The organism is Rhizobium pisi (genome assembly GCF_003938655.1).
In the GTDB taxonomy this organism is placed as follows: domain Bacteria; phylum Pseudomonadota; class Alphaproteobacteria; order Rhizobiales; family Rhizobiaceae; genus Rhizobium; species Rhizobium pisi.
The window spans coordinates 264,852-280,502 of sequence record NZ_RJJT01000003.1 but is presented as its reverse complement, the minus strand read 5'-3'; the positions used below and the strand labels follow the sequence as shown (position 1 = coordinate 280,502).

The 15,651-nt window shown below is 62.3% G+C and carries 15 protein-coding genes; 8 read left to right on the top strand and 7 right to left on the bottom strand.

Annotated features, from left to right (window positions below):
- Positions 1-87: 87 nt before the first annotated feature.
- The 4 genes from EFD55_RS05955 to EFD55_RS05940 form a co-directional block, all read right to left on the bottom strand.
- Positions 88-2,034, bottom strand: coding sequence for an elongation factor G (locus EFD55_RS05955; protein ID WP_125843689.1), 1,947 nt, complete (start codon positions 2,032-2,034; stop codon positions 88-90).
- A 438-nt stretch (positions 2,035-2,472) separates the two neighbouring features.
- On the bottom strand, positions 2,473-3,738 hold the full coding sequence (locus EFD55_RS05950; protein WP_125843688.1) for an NAD(P)/FAD-dependent oxidoreductase: 1,266 nt from the start codon (positions 3,736-3,738) through the stop codon (positions 2,473-2,475).
- A 275-nt stretch (positions 3,739-4,013) separates the two neighbouring features.
- Complete coding sequence (locus tag EFD55_RS05945) at positions 4,014-4,577, bottom strand: BA14K family protein (protein ID WP_125843687.1); 564 nt, start codon at positions 4,575-4,577, stop codon at positions 4,014-4,016.
- A gap of 198 nt (positions 4,578-4,775) precedes the next feature.
- Entirely contained in the window at positions 4,776-5,240 is a 465-nt protein-coding gene (locus tag EFD55_RS05940) for an Lrp/AsnC family transcriptional regulator (RefSeq protein ID WP_125843686.1), read from the bottom strand.
- Between the two features lie 154 nt (positions 5,241-5,394).
- On the opposite strand from EFD55_RS05940, the gene EFD55_RS05935 reads away from it, so the two are divergent.
- From EFD55_RS05935 to EFD55_RS05915, 5 genes are all read left to right on the top strand, one after another.
- Positions 5,395-6,114 (top strand): aspartate/glutamate racemase family protein, encoded by a 720-nt coding sequence (locus tag EFD55_RS05935; RefSeq protein WP_125843685.1) that lies wholly within the window; start codon positions 5,395-5,397, stop codon positions 6,112-6,114.
- A gap of 237 nt (positions 6,115-6,351) precedes the next feature.
- Positions 6,352-7,269 (top strand): bifunctional helix-turn-helix transcriptional regulator/GNAT family N-acetyltransferase, encoded by a 918-nt coding sequence (locus EFD55_RS05930; protein WP_125843684.1) that lies wholly within the window; start codon positions 6,352-6,354, stop codon positions 7,267-7,269.
- Positions 7,270-7,341: 72 nt separating this feature from the next.
- On the top strand, positions 7,342-7,965 hold the full coding sequence (locus tag EFD55_RS05925) for a TetR/AcrR family transcriptional regulator (RefSeq protein WP_125843683.1): 624 nt from the start codon (positions 7,342-7,344) through the stop codon (positions 7,963-7,965).
- Between the two features lie 191 nt (positions 7,966-8,156).
- The gene (locus EFD55_RS05920; RefSeq protein WP_125843682.1) at positions 8,157-9,380 is read left to right on the top strand and encodes an MFS transporter; all 1,224 of its coding nucleotides are present in this window, start codon (positions 8,157-8,159) and stop codon (positions 9,378-9,380) included.
- A 109-nt stretch (positions 9,381-9,489) separates the two neighbouring features.
- Positions 9,490-9,723 (top strand): DUF6429 family protein, encoded by a 234-nt coding sequence (locus EFD55_RS05915; protein ID WP_125843681.1) that lies wholly within the window; start codon positions 9,490-9,492, stop codon positions 9,721-9,723.
- Positions 9,724-9,735: 12 nt separating this feature from the next.
- On the opposite strand, the gene EFD55_RS05910 is transcribed toward EFD55_RS05915, so the two are convergent.
- Complete coding sequence (locus EFD55_RS05910; protein ID WP_125843680.1) at positions 9,736-10,152, bottom strand: winged helix-turn-helix transcriptional regulator; 417 nt, start codon at positions 10,150-10,152, stop codon at positions 9,736-9,738.
- A gap of 123 nt (positions 10,153-10,275) precedes the next feature.
- On the opposite strand from EFD55_RS05910, the gene EFD55_RS05905 reads away from it, so the two are divergent.
- A complete protein-coding gene (locus EFD55_RS05905) occupies positions 10,276-11,184 on the top strand; it encodes an SDR family oxidoreductase (RefSeq protein WP_125843679.1) in 909 nt (302 codons plus the stop codon).
- Between the two features lie 425 nt (positions 11,185-11,609).
- On the opposite strand, the gene EFD55_RS05895 is transcribed toward EFD55_RS05905, so the two are convergent.
- Positions 11,610-12,362, bottom strand: a complete 753-nt coding sequence (locus EFD55_RS05895) for a pyridoxine 5'-phosphate synthase (protein WP_125843678.1) — start codon at positions 12,360-12,362, stop codon at positions 11,610-11,612.
- A 453-nt stretch (positions 12,363-12,815) separates the two neighbouring features.
- Here EFD55_RS05895 and EFD55_RS05890 point away from each other — a divergent pair, with 453 nt between their 5' ends.
- Positions 12,816-13,508 carry a MerR family transcriptional regulator gene (locus tag EFD55_RS05890; RefSeq protein WP_125843677.1) on the top strand — a complete coding sequence of 231 codons (693 nt, stop codon included), beginning with the start codon at positions 12,816-12,818 and terminating at the stop codon, positions 13,506-13,508.
- Between the two features lie 94 nt (positions 13,509-13,602).
- Here the strand turns inward: EFD55_RS05890 and EFD55_RS05885 are convergent, their stop codons facing one another.
- Entirely contained in the window at positions 13,603-14,730 is a 1,128-nt protein-coding gene (locus EFD55_RS05885; protein WP_125843676.1) for an ATP-dependent DNA helicase, read from the bottom strand.
- Positions 14,731-14,923: 193 nt separating this feature from the next.
- On the opposite strand from EFD55_RS05885, the gene EFD55_RS05880 reads away from it, so the two are divergent.
- Positions 14,924-15,637, top strand: a complete 714-nt coding sequence (locus tag EFD55_RS05880; protein ID WP_125843675.1) for a thioredoxin domain-containing protein — start codon at positions 14,924-14,926, stop codon at positions 15,635-15,637.
- Positions 15,638-15,651: the final 14 nt, after the last annotated feature.

The window sequence follows — 15,651 nt, the reverse complement described above, 5'->3', positions numbered from 1 at the left end:
GCGAGCTATGATTATTCGATGCAGAGACCTTTGGCGAGGGAATAGCTCTACATCAACGTTCTTCTATGCGACGCCAGACAATTGTACTTAAATGGGAACACCCCGCAGACGCAGCAGATATTCGGCGCCGTTGAACGGATCGGGGCCGGAGCGCCCGCGCATGCGCGGCTGGCCGGCGATCGGGGCGTAGTGATCGAAGGAGGTTTCCATGGTCCCCGCCCCGCTCGTCAGGCCCGGCAATTGCTGCTGGACGCCTTGGATCATCTGAGACGCCATGGTGCCTTCGAGCCGGGCGACGCCATCGGCGATCACCGAATCCGTCATCGCCGCTGCCGATTTTGCAAGCAGAGTGAGCACGCCGCTCAAGCTCTCCATGGGCGCGACGAGATGAAAGCGGTCGACCGGCTCGCAGAGGACGGTCTGCGCGGCCGATAGCGCCGTTGCCAGCACCCATGGCGTCAGCTGGCGGAAATCGGCGGCGGTGCTTGCGGGCGAACTGTGGCGGGCCGCCGTCATCGCCACGTGGCAATCGATGACCTGCCAGCCGAAAATCCCCTGCTTCAGCGTCTCGAACACGGTTTCCTCGACCGCCCGGTAGAAGGCGACAGGCATCTGGCCGACATCGACTTCGAGCGCGAAGCTGTTGCCCGCTCCAGGGGCGCGCGGCTCGACGCGCAGGCCGACGGTCGCGAGAAACGGATTGGGCTCCTTGAAGAGGATCTGCAGGCCGGCCCCGATCCCCAAGGGCCTCTCGACCAGGATGACCGTGCTTTCCTCGAACCTTGCCTCGATGCCGAAATCCGCCAGCAGGGTCGATTGGATAACCTCCTTCTGCACCTCGCCGTAAAGCGACACGAAGACTTCGTCCGCCTCCTCGTTCCGGCGCAGATTGATCAAGGGATCCTGTTCGGCCATCTGGTTCAGCGCCAGCCAGAGCGCCGCCTTGTCGGAAGGCCGCCGGGCAAAAACGCGGGTTTCGAGCGTCGGCGGCGCGAAGTGAACCCGTCCGCCCGCGGAATCACAGCCCACCGCATCCCCGATGCGGGCGCCGGCCAGGCCGCTGACGCGCGCGATCTGCCCGGCGCGAAGACTCTCGGCGCCATGAACCCGGCCGGCCTCGAAAACATGGATCGCGGTCACCCGTTCCGGGCCTTTGGGCAGGTCCAGAGATTGCCGGAGCCGCACCGTGCCTGAGTTCAGGTAGATGTAGGAGAGCTTTTCGCCGCCCCAGCCGCGTTCGATCTTGAAGATCCTGCCGGCGACCGGACCATCCGGATCGGGGCGCCGCGCCGGCAGGATCGTCGCAATGGCCGATGCCAAAGCGGAGATGCCGACGCCGGTCATCGCAGCGCCCGCAAAGACGGGATGCACGAGCCCTCTCGCCACCTGATCGGCCAGGCAGCGCCCGAGCCTTTCCTCCGTCAGCCGATCGGGAGCGACGACATAGTCATCGAGCAGCGCCTCGTCACTTTCCCCGAGCGTCTCGCAGAGCGCCGAAAAGAGCGGCTCGTCTCCCGGAGAGAGCGTCTCCAGCCGGGCAAGCTTGGCTCCGGCATCGATGACCGAGGACATGGCGATGGGGCGGACCGCCAGCTGCGCGGCAAGGGTCTCGATCACATCCCGATAACGCGCGCCAGGACGATCGATCTTGTTGACGAAGAAGACGAAGGGAACGCCGAGCCGCCGCAGCGCCCGCACCAGCACGCGCGTCTGCGCCTGCACGCCTTCGACCGCCGAAACGACGACGACCGCGGCATCCAGCAATCCCAGCACCCGCTCGACCTCGGCGATGAAATCGGGATGGCCGGGTGTGTCGATCAGATTGACGACCCTGTCGCCAATCGCAAACGACACCACCGCGGCCCTGATCGTGATGCCGCGTTGCCGCTCGAGTTCGAGAGTGTCCGTCTGTGTATTGCCGGTATCGACGCTGCCGAGCTTGTCGATAACCCCGGCGTTAAAAAGCAGTCTTTCGGTAAGGCTAGTCTTGCCTGCATCCACATGGGCGAGGATGCCCAGATTCAAAGTGCGCATAAACCACCAACTTCTCGGAAATTCGGATGTGATTTTCGTGAGAAGTGAATCGGCGCATTGGAACCTCTACCCGTTGTTACGGCTTGGATGCGTAACTCCCGGTGGTTGGGAGACGCGGGGGCAATGCTAAGGGTGTGTGCGGAGATATGTCAAGCTTGGACCATGCTGCCCATCCGCCGTATGGCTAAAAGCCAGCTCACGCGTCATCTGTGGCGGAAATCTAGCGCGAGACGTCACTCCCACCCTCATCCCTGTGCTTGTCACAGGGATCCAGCAAGCCCAAGTCCTTGGGCGCGGAAGAATCCCTTGCCTATGAGAGTCATTCACGGCGCAGACGCGCCGTGGCTGGGATTCCTGTGACAGGCACAGGAATGACGGAGGAAAGGGGATGCCGTGTAAGCCCCCTCACGGCACCCTCTCCCTTGTCATGGGCTCCCCCTACCCCTCCTCCCGCATCGTCTCCCGCTGGGTGATCAGCCGGGCGCTGTGCTGGCCGCTGAGATAGATCCACAGCCAGCTCCAGGCGACGGAGAAGCGTGAGCGGGTGCCGATGAGGAAGTAGATGTGGGCGATGCCCCAGATCCACCAGGCTAGCCAGCCTTTCAGCTTGATCCGACCGAAATCGATGATCGCAGCACTCTTGCCGATCGTCGCCAGGCTCCCCTGGTGCCAATATCTGAAAGGCGCCGGCGCCGGTTTGCCCGACAGGCGGGCGCGGATGACCTTGGCGACGTAGCCGCCCTGCTGCTTGGCGGCGGGCGCGATGCCCGGCACCGGCTTGCCGTCCTCCCGCAGTACGGCGGCGGTGTCGCCGATGACGAAGACGTCGGGCAGGCCAGGCGCGCTCAGATCCTTTTCGACGACGACGCGCCCTGCCCGGTCGGCCGGCACGCCGAGCCATTGCGCCGCCGGCGAGGCGGTGACGCCGGCCGCCCAGACGATCGTCCGGCTCGGGATGAAGGTCTCGCCGATCTGCACGCCGTCGGCGCTGCAATCGGTCACCGGGCTGCCGAGAAGAACCTCGACCCCAACCTTCTCAAGCGCCTTTTCGGCATAGGCCGAAAGCTCTTCGGCGAAGGTTGGCAGCACGCGGGGGCCGGCCTCGACCAGCACGACGCGGGTCTTGCGCGTGTCGATGTTGCGGAATTCCTTGGGCAGCGTGAAATGCGCAAGCTCGGCGATGATGCCGGCAAGCTCGACGCCGGTTGGCCCTGCGCCGACGATGGTGAAGGTCAGCAGCGCATCGCGCACGGCGGGATCGGCCTCCATCTCCGCCTTTTCGAAGGCAAGCAGCACCCGCCTGCGGATGGTCGTCGCATCCTCCAGCGTCTTCAGGCCGGGCGCCACCGGCTCCCATTCGTCACGGCCGAAATAGGCATGCGTCGCCCCGGTCGCCAGCACCAGCGTGTCATAACCGAGAGTCATGCCGCTGCGTAATGAAACCGTCTTCGCGCCGCTGTCGACGCTGGTGACTTCACCGAGCAGCACCGTCACGTCGGGCCGGTCGGCATAGAGGCGGCGGATCGGCCAGGCGATCTCAGAGGTGGAGAGGATGGTCGTTGCCACCTGATAGAGTAGCGGCTGGAAGAGATGATGGTTGCGCCGGTCGACGAGGGTGATCTTCACGCCTGCGCCCTTCAACCCGTTGACGAGCTGCAGCCCGCCGAAACCGCCGCCGACAACGACGACATGATGATCGCCCATGACCTGCCCCTTTGCGCCATTTCGCTGAAAGCCAATGTGGCCTTTGCCGCGAAGGTTGCAACCGCCGTTTCGGCATGCCTGCCCTGCGCCACCGGCAGCTGGTGGCGCTCAGATTATCCGCTTCTCCGGCAATCCGACCCTGCGAAGCTCATGGAATGGAAGTCAGGCACAGTTATGCAGCCCAGACCGAGCTTCGGTTGGGCTGCAATACAGACGTGCCGTTCGACCGATAGCCGGCCAGGAACCAGTTCACAGCGCAGATGCGTAACGTACCCTCAATAGGGACCGACGCACTGGCGACGCGGTCCGTGATAGGGCTGGAAGGTATTGTCGAACGCCCTGTACGAGCGATAGCGCGCATAGCACCAGCTCTCGTGGTTGCCGCCTCCTCCATAATAGGCAGTCGACGCATAGGCCCGATAGGGTCGTCCATAGTAGCGGTAGGGCGAGCCGTAATAGCGGTAAGGCGATCCGTAATAGCCGTAGGGCGAGCCGTAATAGCCGCCCGAGCCGTAATAGCCGCCGTAGGGTGAACCATAATAGCCGCCGTAATAGGGCTGTGCCAATGCCCCGCCAATGATCGTGCCGACGGCCAGACCACCCAAGGCCCAGCCCCAGCCCGATCCATTGTGATGATGGCCGTAATACCCGCCTCCGTAATGGCCGCCATCCCAGTGGCCACCACCCCAGTGACCGCCGCCATGGCCGCGCCATTGCACTTGCTCTATCTGCGGCTGCGCATCGATCCGGGGTGGGTTGATAGCCGGAAACGCTTGAGCCGGCGTGATGCCGGGGGCACCTATGATCAAGCATAACGCAGCGACGCTTAGCTTTCTCATGACCGTTCTCCTCTCCTCCTCCAAGTGGAGGCAATATCTTCCTCTCCTCCTGAACCAAAGGTGAACGTAATATGTCGAAAAACGTTCCGTAGAGAGACAAATTAATCGCTGGCGATGGCGCTGAGGATTATCGGCTCTTCCAGCGATCCAATCTTGCCTTTTCCCGACAAAACCGGGTGCCAGGCGTTCATCCACTCTTCACCTGGCGTAACCCACGGGTATCGCCATTCCCTGTTTCAATTCTTCCATCGAAATCGACGCCGAGACGTCGAAAAGTTCGAGCTTGCGCACGATCTGCTTGTAGATCACGTCGTAATGTTCGACGCGCGGCAGCACGATCTTCAGGATGTAATCGTGGTTGCCGGTCAGCCGGTGCGCCTCGACGATTTCGGGAATGTCGCTGATGATCCTGCGGAAAGTTTCCGTCCATTCGTCGGAATGATGCGCCGTCTTGACGAGGGCAAAGACCGTCGTCGGCACGCCCATCCGCTCCCGGTCGAGCACGACGATGCGCCGGGCGATATGGCCGCTCTCCTCCAGCCTCTGGATGCGCCGCGAGCAGGCCGATACCGAAAGCGCCACGCGCTCGGCAAGGTCGGTCACGGATATGCCGGCATCCTTCTGCAGCATGTCGAGAATACGTCTGTCGCGATCGTCCAGCATGTGTGTGAAGTCAACCTCGCGCCTTCATTTTGCATAATATTACCAAATCGCGCAAAATTGTAGCACACTCCTCGTATGGAGGACAAACAACGCAAACACGCCGCGCCGGGAATGCGGCATCATTTTCGAAGTTCAAGCATGGGAGCATGAAGAGATGGAAACGATCGGTCTGATCGGCGGCATGAGTTTCGAAAGTTCGGCGGTCTATTACCGCCTCGTCAACGAGATGGTGCGTGCCCGCAGGGGCGGCCTCGCCTCTGCCGAGCTCATCCTGCATTCGGTCAATTTCGAGGAGATCGTCGCCCTTCAGAAGGCCGGTAACTGGGATATGGCCGCCCGTCGCCTCGCCGACGTGGCTCTGCGCCTGCAGGTAGGCGGTGCCAGCTGCGTCCTCATCTGCACCAACACCATGCATTTGATCGCCGATGAGGTTGCGAAGAAGATCTCCGTGCCGTTGATCCACATCATCGACGAGACGGCGAAATCGCTGCATGCCGCCGGCCGCAAGCGCCCGCTGCTGCTTGCTACCCGCTACACGATGGAGCACGGCTTTTACGCCGAGCGCATGAAGAGCCTCGGTCTCGACATCATGGTGCCTGATGCGAGCGACCGCACCACCGTGCACGACATCATCTTCAACGAGCTCTGCGCCGGCAGAGTGCACAACAGCTCGCGCGAAAAGCTGATTGATATCATCGACCGCGCCGTGGATCGCGGCGCCGACAGCATCATCCTCGGTTGCACCGAGATCTGCCTGATCCTCGATCCCGACCGCCTGCCGCTGCCGGGCTTCGATACGACTGCGATCCATGCGCGCGCGGCGGTCGATTTCGCGCTCGGCGCCGAGGAAGCGGCCGAAGAGGAAGCCGCTTGAATTGACAATTTAGTTGACTCAGTCAACTAAATGCAGGACAAAGGTCTTCATTCGGAGACCTTTGCCGCACTGCTGACAGGTCGGCCAGCTTCTCTTTCGTCATGCTCGGGCTTGTCCCCGGGCATCTGCAGCCGGTTGAGATGGAGCAGATCCTCGGCACAAGGCCTGGGATGACGCCGAGCAAAGAGCGAGGTTTGTCAGCAAATTGGCAAGAATCTCCACCTGGAGACCTTTGCCATGTCCGACACCGCTCTCATTGAAACCGCCCGCGATTTCAACCGCTTCTATACGAATTTCCTCGGCCTTCTCAACAAGGCCTATCTCGACTCGCCGTTTACGCTGACGGATGCCCGCATCCTCTTCGAGATCGGCTCGCACGATGGCGTCAGCGCCACGGCACTTGTCCGCGACCTGCATCTCGACCCGGCCTATCTCAGCCGCATCCTCAAGCGTTTCCGCGCCGAAGGGCTGATCGAAACCAGTCCCGATCCGGCCGATCTGCGCAGCCAGGTCATTATTGTCACCGACCGGGGACGGGAGCAGTTCGAGGAGCTCGGCCGGCGCGCCAACGCGCAGATCGCCGCCCGTTTCGACAATCTCGCGGCCGGCGAGCCGGAGGCAGCGGTCCGCGCCATGGGCACGATCCGCGCCCTGCTCGACCCGGCGGCCAAGCCCGCGCCGGCGGTCATCCGTGCCCATCGCGCCGGCGATATCGGCTGGATCGTCCAGAGCCAGGGCCGCTTCTATGCCGAGGAGTATGGCTGGGATCTACGCTTCGAGGCGCTGGTCGCCGAAGTCGCGGGAAAATTCCTCGCCAATTTCGATCCGGCCCTGGAATATTGCTGGATCGCCGAGCGCGGCGGCGTCAATGTCGGCTCGGTCCTCGTCACCAACGGCGGCGACGGCATCGCAAAGCTGCGCCTGCTCTATGTCGACAAATCGGCCCGCGGCCTCGGCCTTGGCAAGCTGCTGGTCGACGAATGCATCCGCTTCTCCAGGCATAAGGGCTACCGCGAGCTTTCACTCTGGACCAACGACATGCTGGAGACCGCCCGCGCCATCTACGTCAAAGCAGGCTTCCGCCTTGTCTCCGAGGAGAGACATCGCATGTTCGGCCCCGAGGCGAACGGCCAGAACTGGGTTCTGACCCTCTGATCTCGTCCAGCGATTTGTTGGGTCGCAAAAATTTCGCTTGATTTGGAAACGATCGTTCCCTAATTAAGAGCCATGACCGTTGCCAACCTCACATCAGATGAAAAAACCCGCAGCCGTGGCCGTCCGCGCGAGTTCGATATGGATGTCGCACTTGATGCCGTCCTGCAGGTCTTTTCCGAACGCGGCTACCACGCGACCTCGATCAGCGATCTGACCGAGGCAATGGGCCTGACCTCGGGCAGCATCTACAAGGCGTTCAAGGACAAGCGCGGCGTCTTTCTCGCAGCCTTTACCCGTTACCGGCAACTCGGCCGGCGGCGCCTGGAAGCGATGATCGCGTCTGCGGAAACCGGCCGCGAGAAAGTCTTCCAGATGGTGATGTATTACACCGACCGCTCCTATGGCGATGACGGCCGCAAAGGCTGCCTCGTCGTCGGCGGCGCCAACGATTTTTCCCTGCTCGACGAGGAATCCGCCGCCCATGTCGCGGCTGCCTTTGCCGCCGACGAGAAGCTGATGGCTGATCTCATCCGCATCGGCCAGGCCGACGGCAGCATTCCGCAGACGGTGGAGGCGGATGCCGCCGCCCTCACCTTTCTTTGCTTCACCAAGGGCTTGCGTGTCATCGGCAAAACAGGACGCAGCAGGCAGGAGATGGTCGCCGCGGCCGAAGCGGCGATGAAGCTCGTGACGTAAATCCTGTCGCGCAAAACCGTGCAGCGCTTTTGCGATCACGACATGCGCGGGGAGCCAATCTGAAAGATTGCGGCGCGCTTTATGGCCGCGCCCCAGACGATCGAAAATAACGACACCCGGTCAAGGATCGGGTGGCCGCAGCCAGCATTTTTGCATTCAATCCCCAAAATCTTTGGACACCGGAGTTTCCGATGAGCATTTCAGCCACCACGCCGGATAGGGCTATCCCACGAGCGCTATCGCCCTGGCTCACCTTCCTTTTCGCCGCCGCCTGCGGGCTGGTGGCCGCCAATCTCTATTATGGCCAGCCGCTTGCCGGCCCGATTAGCGCCGATCTCGGCTTCACACCCGCGGCCACCGGCCTGATCGTCACCCTGACGCAGATAGGCTACGGCCTCGGCCTGCTGCTGATCGTGCCGCTCGGCGACCTGACGGAAAACCGTCGCCTGGTCTTGCTGCTGATATCAGTCTCCGCCGTTGCACTCATCGGTGCGGCGCTGTCGACGACGCCTGCCGCCTTCCTCACCGCCTCGCTCTCCATCGGCCTCGCCTCGGTCGCCGTTCAGGTGCTGGTTCCCTTCGCCGCGAACATGGCGCCGGATGCCACACGCGGCCAGGTCGTCGGCAACGTCATGAGCGGCCTGCTCTGTGGCATCATGCTCGCCCGCCCATTCGCAAGCTTCGTCGCCGAGGCCTCGTCCTGGCACGTCGTCTATTACGTCACCGCGGGGCTGATGATCGTGCTCGCCATCGTGCTCCGCGCCAATCTGCCGGTCCGCCTGCCGAAGACGAAGCTGCGCTATGGCGAGCTGCTCGCCTCCATGGCCCATCTGGCGTTGACCTCGCGCGTATTGCAGCGCCGCGCCCTCTATCAGGCCGGCATGTTCGGCGCCTTCAGCCTGTTCTGGACGACGACGCCGCTGCTGCTCGCAAGTCCGGCCTTCGGCCTGACACAGAACGGCATTGCCCTCTTCGCGCTCGCCGGTGCTTCAGGCGCGGTCGCCTCGCCGATCGCCGGCCGGCTTGCCGATCGCGGCATGACGAAGATCGCCTCGACGATCGCCATGCTGCTCGGCATGGCCTCCTTCCTGATCAGCCATTTCGCCACGGATGGCTCGCTCACCGCCTTGCTGCTCTTGACGGCGGCGGCGATCCTTCTTGATTTCGGCGTGACGACCAATCTCGTCTGCGGCCAGCGCGCCATCTATGGGCTGAACCCGGAACACCGCAGCCGGCTCAACGGCCTGTTCATGGCCACGTTCTTTGCCGGCGGCGCCCTCGGCTCCGCGCTCGGCGGCTGGGCCTATGCGACCGGCGGCTGGACGATGACGGCCTGGATCGGCTTCTGCTTCCCCGCGCTGGCCTTCCTCCTGTTCCTGACGGAAGGACGCGGCAAGCAGGAAGGCAAAATCTGAGACCCGATATCCAAATCCTCAATGCGGGCTTATAAATGCAGACATCGGGTGAGCGGGCGCACCCCCGCTCACCGCTCAAGAATTTTCGTTTTTATGGGATGTTTCCAACATGGACATGGACGAAGAGAAGATCGACGATGCCGTTCTGGCATTGCTATGGCTGACGCTGCATGACGGAGACCGCGCCTGGAAGGGTTTCGACTGGGACGTGATGGACCGCCTGCATCGGAAGGGCCTGATTGAAAATCCCGCAGGCAAGGCCAAGTCTGTCGTCCTCAGCGAAGAAGGATTGCGGCGATCGGAGGAATTGTTCCGCGCTCTGTTTACGCGACCGACGAAATGAACGCTGACGCCACTAGCTGTCGACAGAATCGAAACGCGAGCGGGCGGCGCGCACCGCCTCGTGGTTCGCCTCCGCCCAGTTCAACAGCTGCGACAGCGGCTGGTAAAGCGAGCGGCCGAGATCGGTCATCGAATATTCGACGCTCGGCGGCTTGGTCGGGAAGACCTCGCGGGCAATATAACCATCCCTCTGCAGGTCGCGCAGCGTCTGCGTCAGCATGCGCTGCGAGATATCGGGGAGCAAGCGCCGCAGCTCGCCGAACCGATGGGGCTCGGCTGCCAGCACCTCAAGCAGCAGCGTCGACCATTTGCCGCCGATCTGCTGCATCATGTCCCGGACCGGGCAATTGGAAAAATCGAGATCGGCGAGATCGATCTCGCGCCGCATCCCCGGCGTCCTGTTCTTCAGACTGACGACTGCGCCGCTCATCTGCTGGTTCCCTTTTGGTAACGTACAGCCGAAAAACTGCCTCCTTTACACCGCGAAGTCAATTCCTATTCTAGTGTTACTCTCTTTTTGAGACCACCATCGGAACGCAGAAGGAAACGACTTATGAGCGAAACCATCCTGGTCACCGGCGCGGCCGGACAGCTCGGCCAGCGTGTCATCCATCACCTGATCGAGACCTACAAGGTCGCCCCCGGCAACATCGTCGCGGCAACGCGCAGCCCGGAAAAGCTTGCCGAGCTCGCAAACAAGGGCGTCGTCACCCGCAAAGCCGATTTCGATGACGCTGCCGGCCTGGAGAAGGCTTTCGCCGGCGTCGACCGGCTGCTGATCATCAGCACCGATGCTCTCGATACTCCCGGCAAGCGTCTCGCCCAGCACAAGGCCGCCGTCGCTGCCGCCGCCAAGGCAGGCGTCAAGCACATCGCCTATACCTCAATGCCGGCGCCCGACGATTCGCTCGTCACCTTCGCGCCCGACCACCTCGGCACCGAAAACGCCATCAAGGCGAGCGGCGTCGGCTACACGATCATCCGCGACGCCTGGTATCACGACAACTACCTGCACGGCATGCCGCACAACCTCCAGGGCGGCAAATGGTACAGCGCCACGGGCGACGGCAAGATCTCGACCATTTCGCGCGACGACTGCGCGCTGGCGATCGCAGCCGCCCTCGCCTCCGGCACCTCCGACAGCGCCACCTATACCCTGACCGGCGGAGAACTGCTGACCAACCGGCAGATCGCCGCCATCGTCTCCGAAGTCGCCGGCAAGCCGCTTGACGTGGTCGACGTCAATGACGAGCAGCTCGGCCAGGGCATCCGCGGCGCCGGCCTCCCCGGCTTCGTCGCCGACATGCTGGTTTCGGCCGACGCCAACACCCGCGCCGGCAAATTCGCCATCCTCACCGAAGACTTCACCAAGCTGACCGGCAAGAAGCCGCAGCCACTGAAGGATTTCTTCGTGGCGCATAAGGCTGCTTTGACGGCTGCAGGCAGCGCCGGAGGCCATTGAGCTTTCCGCTCATCCCTGCGCTCGCCGCAGGGATGAGCAGTTGGACTTTGAATGAGGAAATGTCATCACGTCAGACAGATGGGTCACCCACGGCGCGGACGCGCCCTGGGTGGGTTCCTGTGACATCCTCGGGGCAAAGCCCTGAGGACAGGAATGAGGAGAGGGCGTGCCGTGTGACACCCCCCTCTGCCCTGCCGCGCATCTCCCCCACAAGGGTGGAGATTGGCTGGGCGCACCGGCTTCCCCAAACAACTCAAGCATTGTGGTCGTCGGTGCCGTCTGAGAGGGAGCGATGGTCAAGCATCTTGCCGATCTCCACCCTTGTGGGGGAGATGCCCGGCAGGGCAGAGGGGGGGTGCCCCAGGCACTGCCAGTCCGGCAGCAAGACCCAGTTTATACCGCCGTATCGCCGATCGACGATGCCGTCAAACCGCCTGGCCGCAAGCCCGGCAGAACCGCCGCACCGTTTCCGCCATGCCGTATTCCAGCGCGTCGGCGGTGAGGCCATGGCCGATCGAGACTTCGGCCAGCGCAGGAATGCGCTTTACGAGCGCCGGCAGGTTGGCGACCGTGAGATCGTGACCGGCATTGACGGCAAGGCCGATGGCAAGGGCCGCGTCCGCCGTCCGGCCGAGCGCTTCGAGGATCGGGGCGGCCCGCTCCGGCGCATCGTAGCAGCCGCCATAGGGGCCGGTGTAAAGTTCGATCCGGTCGGCGCCGACCGCCTTGGCGATCTTGACCGCTTCCGCATCCCCGTCGCCGTCGGCAAACAGCGAGACACGGCATCCCATTGCCTTCAGCCGCGCGACTGTAACGGTCAGGAATGCCTGATGCTTGCGGAAATCCCAGCCGTGATCGGAGGTCGCCTGCGAGGGATCGTCGGGCACCAGCGTCACCTGCTCGGGGGCGGCGCCGGCGCAGAGATCGAGGAATTCGTCCGTCGGATAGCCCTCGATGTTGAACTCGGCCTTGGGGAATTCGTCGTCGATCAGGTTGCGGATAACGGGCAGGTCGGAAAATCTTATATGGCGCTGGTCCGGGCGCGGATGCACCGTCAGCCCGCTGGCCCCCGCGGCCAGCGCGATGCGCCCGAGCGCTTCGACGCTCGGCCAGGGCAGGTCGCGCCGGTTGCGCAGCATGGCGACGGCGTTGAGGTTTACGGAGAGCTTGGCGGGCATGGCTGGCATCCATCGGTCACGGAAACGGGAGGCCCTGCTTTTATGCCAAGTGCCCTGCGATGACCAACGAGATTCGCAGATGGATGCGATGCCGATCGCTGATGGGCATTGCGTTTGGCCGGATCATTCGACAGCACCGGCGTACCGCAAACAGTAATTCCCGTCGCCTCGAAAGACGACCAGCCAATGCCGCAATGCAGCGCATGTTTTGCTGCAGCACACTTAAAGCCTTGGTAAATTAGGCCGTCACGTTGCTATCCCATTTAAAAGAGATTATTTTTAGCACTTATAAAAAAGATCGTTCCCGCATAACCTGGACATCGTATCGCGTTGGTAGGCCGCGTACTGCTTCTTTCCCAATGACAAGAACGCCTAGAGGAAACCCCACTCGCCGCGCCCGGGAAGCAACTGGCAAAACCGCATGAGGTGCAACAAGATGCCCCAGGAGGGTTCATGCCAGACGGTTCCAAACGCCTGTTTGCCACCGCCGGTATTGCTTCGGAGGCCCGGTCGAAATACCGGTTTCTGCCTTCGGCTGCGCTGCCGCCGGATCTACCAGACGGTCCCGTGCCCATTGCCGATATGGCCAACGCATTCGGCGTTACGCACAGGACACTGCATTTCTACGAAGAAAAGGGGTTGATCTCTGCCAATCGCATCGGCCTGATGCGGGTCTACGGTCAGGACGACGTGATGCGCATGGCTGTCATCACCGTCTGTCGCGAGACGGGCATGCCGATCGCCGTCATCCAGGAACTGATGGACGAGCTTCGCAAGGCCGATTCGCAGGAATCGGCCGAGACCATGTTCCGCGAGGCCCTGCAGGTGCGCAAGCGCGAGCTGACGGCCGAAATGTCGACGCTGCACCGCCAGCTCCAGCAGGTCGGCGACCTCCTGGATTTCGACGGCGGCATGGAGATGGCGCCGCTGAACGACAATCAGGACAGCTCCAGCCTGACCCCGCGGGAGCTTCGCTGCCTGGAACTGATGGCGGAGGGCTATTCCACCCAGCGAATCGCCCGCGCACTCGACCTGAAGCATGACGAGACCAGGGATCTCGAAGCCGGAATCATCCTGAAATTCCGCGCCAACAACCGCTTCCAGGCGATCGCCAAGGCGGTTCTGCTCGGCATCGTGCAGGCCTGAGGCATTCCCCGACGGCCGCCCCCGTCCCTTCCCGCGCCTGACCGCATCACGATTGTGATGAGCATCACGGACGTGATCGTGGATATGATCGCGATCAACGCACGATCGTCAGCGTCTCGGCCGCGCGCGTGATCGCGGTATAGAGCCAGCGCTCCCGCGTATCGCGAAAGGCCCAGCTCTCGTCGAAGAGCACGACGTCGTTCCACTGCGAACCCTGCGCCTTATGAACGGTCAGGGCATAACCATAGTCGAACTCGTCGTAGCGCTTGCGCGTGTTCCAGGGGATCTCGCCTTCGACATCCTCGAAGGCCTGCTTAAGCAGCTTGATCTTGGCCGCCCCGCGGTCCATGTCGTCGTCCTCGGGACGGACGAGCAGGTTGATGCCGGGCTTCGTCGTTTCCTTGGATGAAGTCATCACCTGCCAGAGCGAGCCGTTGAGCAGGCCCTTGGCCGGATCGTTCCTCAGACAGACGAGCTTGTCGCCGGTCTGCGGATAATCGGCGCTGAAGCCCTTCAATTCACGCAGGCGCTGATTGTAGCGCCGCCTTGTCCTGTTGGTGCCGACGAGCACCTGGTCGGCATCGAGCACGAGCTGCTGCGTCACCTCGTTCTTCGAGATCACCTTGGCCGTGCCGTAATCGCCGTACATCACCTCATTGCCTTCGCGCACCTGCATGGCGAGCTTGATGATCGGATTGTCGCGCGCCTGCCGGTGGATATCGGTCAGGAGGTAATCCGGCTCCTCATTGGTGAAGAAGCCGCCGCCGCTGACCGGCGGCAACTGGCCGGGATCGCCGAGCACCAGGATCGGCGTGCCGAAGCTCATCAGGTCCTTGCCGAGCGCCTCGTCCACCATCGAGCATTCGTCGACGATGATCAGCGCGGCCTTGGCGACCGGGCTCTGCCGGTTGATCGAAAACATCGGCGCGATCGAGGTCTTGCCGGTTTCCTCGTTCTCCACCTCTTCCTCGCCGCGCGGGCGGTAGATCAGCGAGTGGATCGTCTTGGCGTTGGAGGCGCCGCGTGAGCGCAGCACCTGCGCGGCCTTGCCGGTGAAGGCGGCAAACAGCACGTCGCCGTCGACATTCTCGGCAAAATGCCTGGCAAGCGTCGTCTTCCCCGTTCCGGCATAGCCGAACAGGCGAAAGAGCGGCGAGCGCCCTTCCTTCAGCCATTTCGAAACAGCCTTCAGGGCTTCGTCTTGTTGCGGCGCAAATTGCATGATCGCAGGACTTGGCAGGATTCGCCGGTATTAGGCAAGGCGGAAACTGACGCGGCATGGCCGAGGACGGCTTGTCCGCCTGCCGGCAAGGCGATGCCCCCACTTCATCACGGTCATCCTAAGTGGATACTGGTGACAACCGTTGCAAAATCCTGCAAAGAGATAACCTCCTGGGGTTGTCGTGTAGAACAATATGATATCGCTAAAGAAAACTGCCTTTGCTTGCGCTGCTTTGGTTGCCGTGATCGGGATTGCCGCTGTGTTTTATCCCGCTAGCCCCTCTTTCGCGCAAAAGCCCATCGAAAGTTTTCCGGGGAAGACAAGTGAAACGTGCCGGGATGGGCGGGCCACGCTTTATGACCAGTGTTCTGGCCAGGTCCAGATTTATCGAATGGCGGTGGCGAAGGCAGCTGCGGAACACAAGACCGTGCTGGTCTCCTTCGGTGCCGAATGGTGCATCTGGTGCCATGTCTTCGACGCCTATATTCATGGCGAGACGGATATATTCACCTATCGCTTTGGTAGCCCGAGCCGCCCTGAACCCAGCCAGACCGCAACAATTTACGAACGTCCGCCTTCCGATATTTCGAAAAGCGCCGAACGGCTTAATGCCTATGTGGCGGACAATTTCGTCGTGCTTCACATCGACCAGCAATATGCGAATGGCATGGATGTGCTCAACCTGACGGGTGCCGCCGAACATCTCGGTTCTGGCATTCCGTTTATCTTCACCCTCGACGGAGACGGCAAATTCGCCGCCGCGCTTGTGGACGACACCATCGAGGTGCGCCGAGACAGCACCGACTGGTACAGAGGCTATGAGCGCGACGGACTGCTGACCTTGCTGACTGCCATGCGCAACAAGGCTCAAGTCGCTTCTCCACTCGCAGCTCCAGTCGGTCAATAGGCCAGTCCATCCGC

Excerpts from the sequence above, each read along its gene's own strand:
- EFD55_RS05950 (WP_125843688.1), bottom strand. The coding sequence starts at position 3,738 with ATGGGCGATCATCATGTCGTCGTTGTCGGCGGCGGTTTCGGCGGGCTG.
- EFD55_RS05945 (WP_125843687.1), bottom strand. The coding sequence starts at position 4,577 with ATGAGAAAGCTAAGCGTCGCTGCGTTATGCTTGATCATAGGTGCCCCC.
- EFD55_RS05920 (WP_125843682.1), top strand. The coding sequence starts at position 8,157 with ATGAGCATTTCAGCCACCACGCCGGATAGGGCTATCCCACGAGCGCTA.
- EFD55_RS05910 (WP_125843680.1), bottom strand. The coding sequence starts at position 10,152 with ATGAGCGGCGCAGTCGTCAGTCTGAAGAACAGGACGCCGGGGATGCGG.
- EFD55_RS05890 (WP_125843677.1), top strand. The coding sequence starts at position 12,816 with ATGCCAGACGGTTCCAAACGCCTGTTTGCCACCGCCGGTATTGCTTCG.
- EFD55_RS05885 (WP_125843676.1), bottom strand. The coding sequence starts at position 14,730 with ATGCAATTTGCGCCGCAACAAGACGAAGCCCTGAAGGCTGTTTCGAAA.
- EFD55_RS05940 (WP_125843686.1), bottom strand. The coding sequence starts at position 5,240 with ATGCTGGACGATCGCGACAGACGTATTCTCGACATGCTGCAGAAGGAT.
- EFD55_RS05915 (WP_125843681.1), top strand. The coding sequence starts at position 9,490 with ATGGACATGGACGAAGAGAAGATCGACGATGCCGTTCTGGCATTGCTA.
- EFD55_RS05930 (WP_125843684.1), top strand. The coding sequence starts at position 6,352 with ATGTCCGACACCGCTCTCATTGAAACCGCCCGCGATTTCAACCGCTTC.
- EFD55_RS05880 (WP_125843675.1), top strand. The coding sequence starts at position 14,924 with ATGATATCGCTAAAGAAAACTGCCTTTGCTTGCGCTGCTTTGGTTGCC.
- EFD55_RS05895 (WP_125843678.1), bottom strand. The coding sequence starts at position 12,362 with ATGCCCGCCAAGCTCTCCGTAAACCTCAACGCCGTCGCCATGCTGCGC.
- EFD55_RS05925 (WP_125843683.1), top strand. The coding sequence starts at position 7,342 with ATGACCGTTGCCAACCTCACATCAGATGAAAAAACCCGCAGCCGTGGC.
- EFD55_RS05935 (WP_125843685.1), top strand. The coding sequence starts at position 5,395 with ATGGAAACGATCGGTCTGATCGGCGGCATGAGTTTCGAAAGTTCGGCG.
- EFD55_RS05905 (WP_125843679.1), top strand. The coding sequence starts at position 10,276 with ATGAGCGAAACCATCCTGGTCACCGGCGCGGCCGGACAGCTCGGCCAG.
- EFD55_RS05955 (WP_125843689.1), bottom strand. The coding sequence starts at position 2,034 with ATGCGCACTTTGAATCTGGGCATCCTCGCCCATGTGGATGCAGGCAAG.